The sequence below is a fragment of the Nocardia sp. NPDC060220 genome, assembly GCF_042727815.1.
In the GTDB taxonomy this organism is placed as follows: Bacteria; Actinomycetota; Actinomycetes; order Mycobacteriales; family Mycobacteriaceae; genus Nocardia.
This window is the reverse complement of sequence record NZ_JBHWZY010000410.1, coordinates 1-6,062: the sequence shown is the minus strand read 5'-3', so window position 1 is coordinate 6,062 and position 6,062 is coordinate 1. Positions and strand designations below refer to the sequence as shown.

Here is a 6,062-nt window from a genome sequence, read left to right as displayed (position 1 = left end):
GATCTGATGATTATTCTCGGCGCAATTCTTCTCATTGCTGGACTCGTTTTCGGCATCCCCCTCCTCAGCACGGTGGGAGTCATCCTCCTCGTGGTCGGCCTCGTCCTGGCATTGGTCGGTAGCACCGGGCGTGTTATCGGCGGCCGTCGGCACTACTACTGACCATGCGCAGAATCCGTCGAACCAGAGGACCAGTCATGGCAGGCAGTAGATCACGCATCATTTCGATCGTTGTGCTGGTGTGGTTGCTGATCGGAATCCTGGCCGCGGGCCAACGCGGCTACTACACCGAACGCGATCAGAACTGCGCGACCCTCGGCACCATCGCGGTGACGATCATCGCGGGCCCCCTGAACTATGTGGGCGCCAATCCGAAGGTCGATGATTGCGACCTACCTCAGCCGAGCTGATGGATGCCGCCGTGGCCGAATACTCGGCCACGGCGGTCACTCCGGCTGACGCGGCCAGTGCTTTCCGCTGTCGGAGAGCGTGGCCGGATCGGTGCTGTACATGCCACCCGCGCTCGTTCGCACCGGCGTGAATTCCGACCGGCTGTCGCCGGCTTCCACTTCGGCCAGCCCGACCACGATCACCAATCCGGTGACCACCAGCGACACCGTCGCGATCAACGGCAGCAGCAATTGCACCGGCGTGACACCGTCCACCACGGTCATCGATTCACCGTGGTGCACGCGCATCGCCGCCATCGCCGTGTAGTGCATGCCGCACACCGCGATTCCCATGACCAGCGCGGCGCCCGCCGTCATCAGCAGGCCACGCACGTGCAGCATGAACCACAGCGCCGCCGTGGCCGCTACCACCGCGATCACGAGCGACAACGCCATCAGCGCCGGCTCGTATTCGATGACAGCCTGGGTGCGCATCGCCCACATCCCCAGATAGTGCATGGCAGCCACCCCGAGCCCGGTGATGGCGCCACCCATCGGCAGCGCCACCCACTCGTTGCCGCCCCCGGTGACGATGGTGAGCCCGATCAACACCACCACGATCGCGATCACCGCGCTGAGCAGCGTCAACGGCACGTCGTAGCGGATGGCCGCACCGTCGATGCCGAATCCGAGCATGGCGGTGAAGTGCATGACCCAGATGGCGGCTCCACCCAGCGCGACCGACGCGGCGATGAGCCACCCGAGCGGCGCGGACGACGCTTTGGCGTGCACCGCGCACCGTAGCCCCAATACCGAACCGATGAACGACAGGCCGAAGGCCAGTACCGGATTCATCCAGCCATTGTTGAAGTGCTCGATATGAAGCACACGCGTTCCCCTGATCTACCCTATGCATTTCGATAGTGGGCTAGAGACTAATCCACATGCGCAGACAGAACACCAGGACAGCGAATTCCACAAAACTATTGCAGCGCGAAATACTCGCTATCGAGAAATACGAACCGGTCGGAATTCCTGCGAGTCATTCATTCTGCGAACGCGCACGAATCAAAGCGGCCAACCGATCCAGCGATTCCTGGTTACGTGCCGAGAAGAGCAGATCTTGCGCCATGCCGGGGATCAACTGCGCGGGTCCGCGGGCGGCGCGTTCGACCATCCGGATCGTGGTGTGCCCCGGGGATTGTTCGTCGAGCGTGAGCGTGATCCATGCCGAGCCGACCGACCACAGCCGCGCCTCCAACTCCAGCCGGCGCGGCGGGTCGATCGCCCGCACCACTGTCGTATCGCTGATCAGCACCGGCCACAGCCCGAATCGGTAGTGGATGCGGCTGCCGATGGCAGGCCAGCCGGGGTCGACCTCGCCGATGTGCGAGGCGCCGACCACCCAGCTCGCGTAGAGCCAGCCGTCGGCCAGGGTCGCGAACGCCCGCTCCGGCCGCACGGGCACGGTCACCTGGGCTGTCAGCACGTCTGATTTCCTCGTCCGTCGCGGGAGTCCGGTCACCACAGCCTAATTGGTGCCGGGGTCCGCCGCCGGACGTGTTCGCACCGGCCCGGCGGGCACGGCACGCCGAACCCGCGACGATGCGGGAAAATTGCTGTCCGCCGTTTCGGCGTGGGATCGTTCCCTTATGTCCACGGAAGAAACACGGCTCGGCGACCCGCCGAGCCCCGCCGACACGGCGGCCGAACGCACCCTGTTCGGTCACCCCATCGGTTTGACCAACCTGTTCGGCGTCGAGCTGTGGGAGCGTTTCTCCTTCTACGGCATGCTCACCATCCTGGGCTACTACCTCTACTACTCCACCACCGAGGGCGGCCTCGGGATCGCGCAGAGCACCGCGCTCGGCATCGTCGGCGCGTACGGCGGCTTGGTATACCTGTCCACCGTGCTCGGCGGCTGGATTGCCGACCGGGTGCTGGGGATGGAGCGAACGGTCTTCTACGGCGGTGTCGTGGTCGTGGCCGGGCATCTCGCGCTGGCGGTGTTGCCCGGGCTCACCGGTGTCGGCGTGGGTCTGGTGCTGGTCGCGCTGGGCAGTGGCGGGTTGAAGGCGAACGCGTCTTCGTTGCTCGGCACTCTCTACGCGCCGACGGACGCGCGAGTCGACGGCGGGTTCACGCTGTTCTATCTGGGCATCAACATCGGCGCGTTCTGCGGCCCGCTGCTGACCGGCCTGTTGCAGCGCGAGTGGGGTTTCCACGTCGCCTTCGGCGCGGCGGCCATCGGCATGGCGCTCGGCCTGGCCCAGTACGTGATCTTCCGCCGCAATCTCGGCACCCACGGGCGCGAGGTGCCCAATCCCATCACCCGCCGCGAACTGACCCCGGTGCTGATCGGCGTCGCCGTCGCCGCGGTCGCGGTGCTGGTCGCCGTGCTGACGAAGCTGATCACCCTCGAGAATCTCTCCGACGTCACCACCGGCGTCATCGTGGCCGCCTCGGTCGTCTACTTCGCGGTGATGCTGCGCAGCGCCAAGGTGACCCAGGTCGAACGAACACGGGTGGTCGCGTTCATCCCGCTGTTCCTCGCCAACGCGGTGTTCTGGTCGCTGTTCCAGCAGATGTTCACCATGCTCGCGGTGTATTCCGACGAGCGCGTCGACTGGCGGATCTTCGGCTGGGAGGCGCCGGCCAGCTGGATCGGTTCGGTCGAGCCGGTGTGGATCATCGCGCTCTCGCCGCTGTTCGCGCTGATGTGGACCAAGCTCGGCAATCGCGCGCCGAGCACGCCGATCAAGTTCGCGCTCGGCGTCATCGGGATGGGCATCGCGTTCTGGTTGTTCGCGCTGCTCAGCGGTTTCGACGGCAAGACCGTGCCAGTGCTCGCCGTCTTCGTGATCCTCGGCGGCTTCGCGGTCTCGGAATTGCTGCTCTCACCGATCGGTCTCGCGGTCACCACGCATCTCGCGCCCGCCGCGTTCCGCTCGCAGATGATGGCCCTGTACTTCTTCTCCGTCGGTATCGGCACATCGATGGCGGGCACGCTGGCCCGCTTCTACAGCCCCGAGAGCGAAACCGCCTACTTCGGGTTCAGCGGTGCCGCGGCCATCGTGGCCGGTCTCGTCGTCATCGCGTGCGCGCCCTGGATCAAGCGCCGCATGCAGGGCGTGCACTGACCTGGTTACGGGTAATCCCCGATTACGTTCGTGAGAAGAAGGAGAAATACCGTGCCGACACCGCAAGACGCTCCAGGCGTGGGCCGATCGCCCGGCCGAGGGAGCGGGTTGTTCCGCACCAAATCCGTCGAGCAGTCGATTCTCGACACCGACGATCCCGATTCCAAACTCCGCAAAGATCTGACGGCCTGGGATCTCACGGTCTTCGGTGTCGCCGTCGTCGTCGGCGCGGGCATCTTCACACTGACCGCACGCACCGCGGGCAATGTGGCCGGGCCGTCGGTGTCGCTGGCATTCGTTTTCGCGGCGATCGCGTGTGGGCTCACCGCGGTCTGTTATGCGGAATTCGCGTCGACCGTGCCGGTGGCCGGTAGCGCCTACACCTATTCCTATGCCACTTTCGGTGAATTGGTGGCGTGGATCATCGGCTGGGACCTGATTTTGGAATTCGCGCTCGCCGCGTCGGTGGTCGCGAAAGGCTGGTCGCAATATCTCGGCACGGTATTCGGATTCGATTCCGCCACTGTGCAACTGGGGTCGATCACCTTCGACTGGGGCGCGGTGTTACTACTCGCCGTACTCGGCGTGCTGCTCGCCGTCGGCACCAAGGTGTCCTCACGGGTGTCGGCCGTCGCGGTGGCGATCAAGCTCGCCGTCATCGCTCTGGTGCTCGTGCTCGGTATCACCTATTTCAAGGCGTCCAACCTGAGCCCGTACATCCCGCCGTCGCAGCCCGCCGAGGAAAGCGCCAGCGGACTGCACCAGACGCTGTTCCAGTTCATCACCGGCGCGGGTGACACCAACTTCGGCTGGTACGGCCTGCTCGCCGCGGCCAGCATCGTGTTCTTCGCGTTCATCGGTTTCGACGTGGTGGCGACCGCCGCCGAGGAGACCAAGAACCCGCAGAAGGCGGTGCCGCGCGGCATTCTCGGTTCGCTGCTGATCGTCACCGTGCTCTACGTGGCGGTGACGCTGGTGCTCACCGGCATGGTGCCCTACACCGAGCTGTCCGGTGAGAACGCCACGCTGGCAACGGCATTCCAGATCCACGGCGTGGACTGGGCCAAGAACGTCATCTCGATCGGCGCCCTGGCCGGCCTCACCACCGTGGTGATGGTGCTGTTCCTCGGACAGACCCGCGTGCTGTTCGCGATGTCGCGCGACGGTCTGCTGCCCCGCGGGCTGGCCCACACCGGCAAGCGCGGCACGCCGGTGCGGCTCACCGCCATCGTCGGTGTGATCTGCTGCGTGCTGGCCGGTTTCGTCGACTTCGGCACGCTGGAAGAAATGGTGAACATCGGCACGCTGTTCGCCTTCGTCCTGGTCTCGGTGGGCGTCATCATCCTGCGCCGCACCCGCCCCGACCTGCCCCGCGGCTTCCGCGTCCCCCTGGTCCCCCTCATCCCCATCCTGGCGGTCGCGGCCTGCCTGTGGCTGATGGTGAACCTCTCGGTGGAAACCTGGCTGCGCTTCGTGATCTGGATGGCCATCGGCTTCGCCGTCTACTTCGCCTACGGCCGCCGCCACTCGGTCCTCGGCAAAAAGGCCGCGAGTGACGACTGACCAGCCCCTTCGATGACATGATCGGTCCCGGCGTGGTCTGTTCCGACACGCCGGGCCGACCTTGTCGACCAACAGGATTCCGGTACACCCGTACGATTCGCTACGCTATCCGGGACGCCCCTATAGCCCAATTGGCAGAGGCAGCGGACTTAAAATCCGCACAGTCAGGGTTCGAGTCCCTGTGGGGGCACTCAAATACCAGGTCAAGCCCGGTCACTGGGGCCTGAACTGCTCGCAAACTGCGGCTGTGACCAAAAATTTGCCAAGAATTCCTGGCCAACTTCCTATCGCTGATCCTTGAGTCGGCGACCGACTGGGGAGCGACCTAGCCCTTCGACGGCGGCATGATGCTGAACACGGTAGCGACGCAGTGCCAGAACAATGGGACCGCCTCACCGACCGGACCCACTATCTGGCCGGGGTTGACATCCGAGAGGCACTCGACGATCACGGTGCCGTCGGCCGCCTCGACGAGCGATCCCGGGGCGCGGACGACCACTTCCTCGATCGGTGCTTCAGACACCGGCCGGGCCGTGACAATCAGATCGTGCATCGACATCGTCGCTGCCATGTCCCGATCACGGCCGGAGCGCATGACGCTGTCCACGATGTCGGTCAGGTGCTGCATGTTGGGGTGCCGCTCGGATAACCCCCGATAGAAGCGCGCGATCTCGCTCCAGGGCACCTCATGGAAGTCCTCGGTCCACGCACTGAGCCCGTTGGTCCTCATACGTCCAACTATGCCCTTTCGATCCGGACAGGGCTGAAGACTACGTCGATGCCCTCGAGTCCATCTGTGAGGCCATTGGCGGTGAGTTCGTCATCGATGTGGATTTCCGTTTCAGCAATGAGGATTTCGACGAGTACGAGCTGGTCAACGGCCTGAACGACGGCAGCATCCTACTGATGGCAGAGGGAGGCGACTGGGGGTATCGGAGTAAAACGGCATGCGCTGAGGCATTCGAGGACC

7 protein-coding genes and 1 tRNA gene are annotated in these 6,062 nt (G+C 64.8%); 5 read left to right on the top strand and 3 right to left on the bottom strand.

Annotation, left to right across the window (positions count from 1 at the left end; translation table 11 throughout):
- Positions 1–6: 6 nt before the first annotated feature.
- Complete coding sequence (locus tag ACFWF3_RS20990) at positions 7–162, top strand: DUF6131 family protein (RefSeq protein ID WP_378993113.1); 156 nt, start codon at positions 7–9, stop codon at positions 160–162.
- Positions 163–197: 35 nt separating this feature from the next.
- Complete coding sequence (locus tag ACFWF3_RS20985; RefSeq protein WP_378993115.1) at positions 198–410, top strand: hypothetical protein; 213 nt, start codon at positions 198–200, stop codon at positions 408–410.
- Between the two features lie 36 nt (positions 411–446).
- Here the strand turns inward: ACFWF3_RS20985 and ACFWF3_RS20980 are convergent, their stop codons facing one another.
- Together ACFWF3_RS20980 and ACFWF3_RS20975 are read right to left on the bottom strand one after the other, a co-directional pair.
- A complete protein-coding gene (locus ACFWF3_RS20980) occupies positions 447–1,244 on the bottom strand; it encodes an MHYT domain-containing protein (protein ID WP_378993117.1) in 798 nt (265 codons plus the stop codon).
- 187 nt (positions 1,245–1,431) lie between these two features.
- Positions 1,432–1,878, bottom strand: coding sequence for an SRPBCC family protein (locus ACFWF3_RS20975; protein ID WP_378993118.1), 447 nt, complete (start codon positions 1,876–1,878; stop codon positions 1,432–1,434).
- 163 nt (positions 1,879–2,041) lie between these two features.
- Between ACFWF3_RS20975 and ACFWF3_RS20970 the strand changes: the two genes are divergently transcribed.
- The 3 genes from ACFWF3_RS20970 (at position 2,042) to ACFWF3_RS20960 (ending at position 5,282) form a co-directional block, all read left to right on the top strand.
- On the top strand, positions 2,042–3,529 hold the full coding sequence (locus ACFWF3_RS20970; RefSeq protein WP_379314948.1) for a peptide MFS transporter: 1,488 nt from the start codon (positions 2,042–2,044) through the stop codon (positions 3,527–3,529).
- A gap of 51 nt (positions 3,530–3,580) precedes the next feature.
- On the top strand, positions 3,581–5,092 hold the full coding sequence (locus tag ACFWF3_RS20965; RefSeq protein WP_379314947.1) for an APC family permease: 1,512 nt from the start codon (positions 3,581–3,583) through the stop codon (positions 5,090–5,092).
- A gap of 116 nt (positions 5,093–5,208) precedes the next feature.
- Positions 5,209–5,282, top strand: a tRNA-Leu gene (locus tag ACFWF3_RS20960).
- Positions 5,283–5,417: 135 nt separating this feature from the next.
- Here ACFWF3_RS20960 and ACFWF3_RS20955 read toward each other — a convergent pair.
- The gene (locus ACFWF3_RS20955; protein WP_379314946.1) at positions 5,418–5,822 is read right to left on the bottom strand and encodes a hypothetical protein; all 405 of its coding nucleotides are present in this window, start codon (positions 5,820–5,822) and stop codon (positions 5,418–5,420) included.
- Positions 5,823–6,062 lie beyond the last annotated feature (240 nt).

Bases quoted from the DNA above. Each gene is read 5' to 3' on its own strand.
- ACFWF3_RS20990 (WP_378993113.1), top strand. From the start codon at position 7: ATGATTATTCTCGGCGCAATTCTTCTCATTGCTGGACTCGTTTTCGGC.
- ACFWF3_RS20985 (WP_378993115.1), top strand. From the start codon at position 198: ATGGCAGGCAGTAGATCACGCATCATTTCGATCGTTGTGCTGGTGTGG.
- ACFWF3_RS20980 (WP_378993117.1), bottom strand. From the start codon at position 1,244: ATGAATCCGGTACTGGCCTTCGGCCTGTCGTTCATCGGTTCGGTATTG.
- ACFWF3_RS20970 (WP_379314948.1), top strand. From the start codon at position 2,042: ATGTCCACGGAAGAAACACGGCTCGGCGACCCGCCGAGCCCCGCCGAC.
- ACFWF3_RS20955 (WP_379314946.1), bottom strand. From the start codon at position 5,822: ATGAGGACCAACGGGCTCAGTGCGTGGACCGAGGACTTCCATGAGGTG.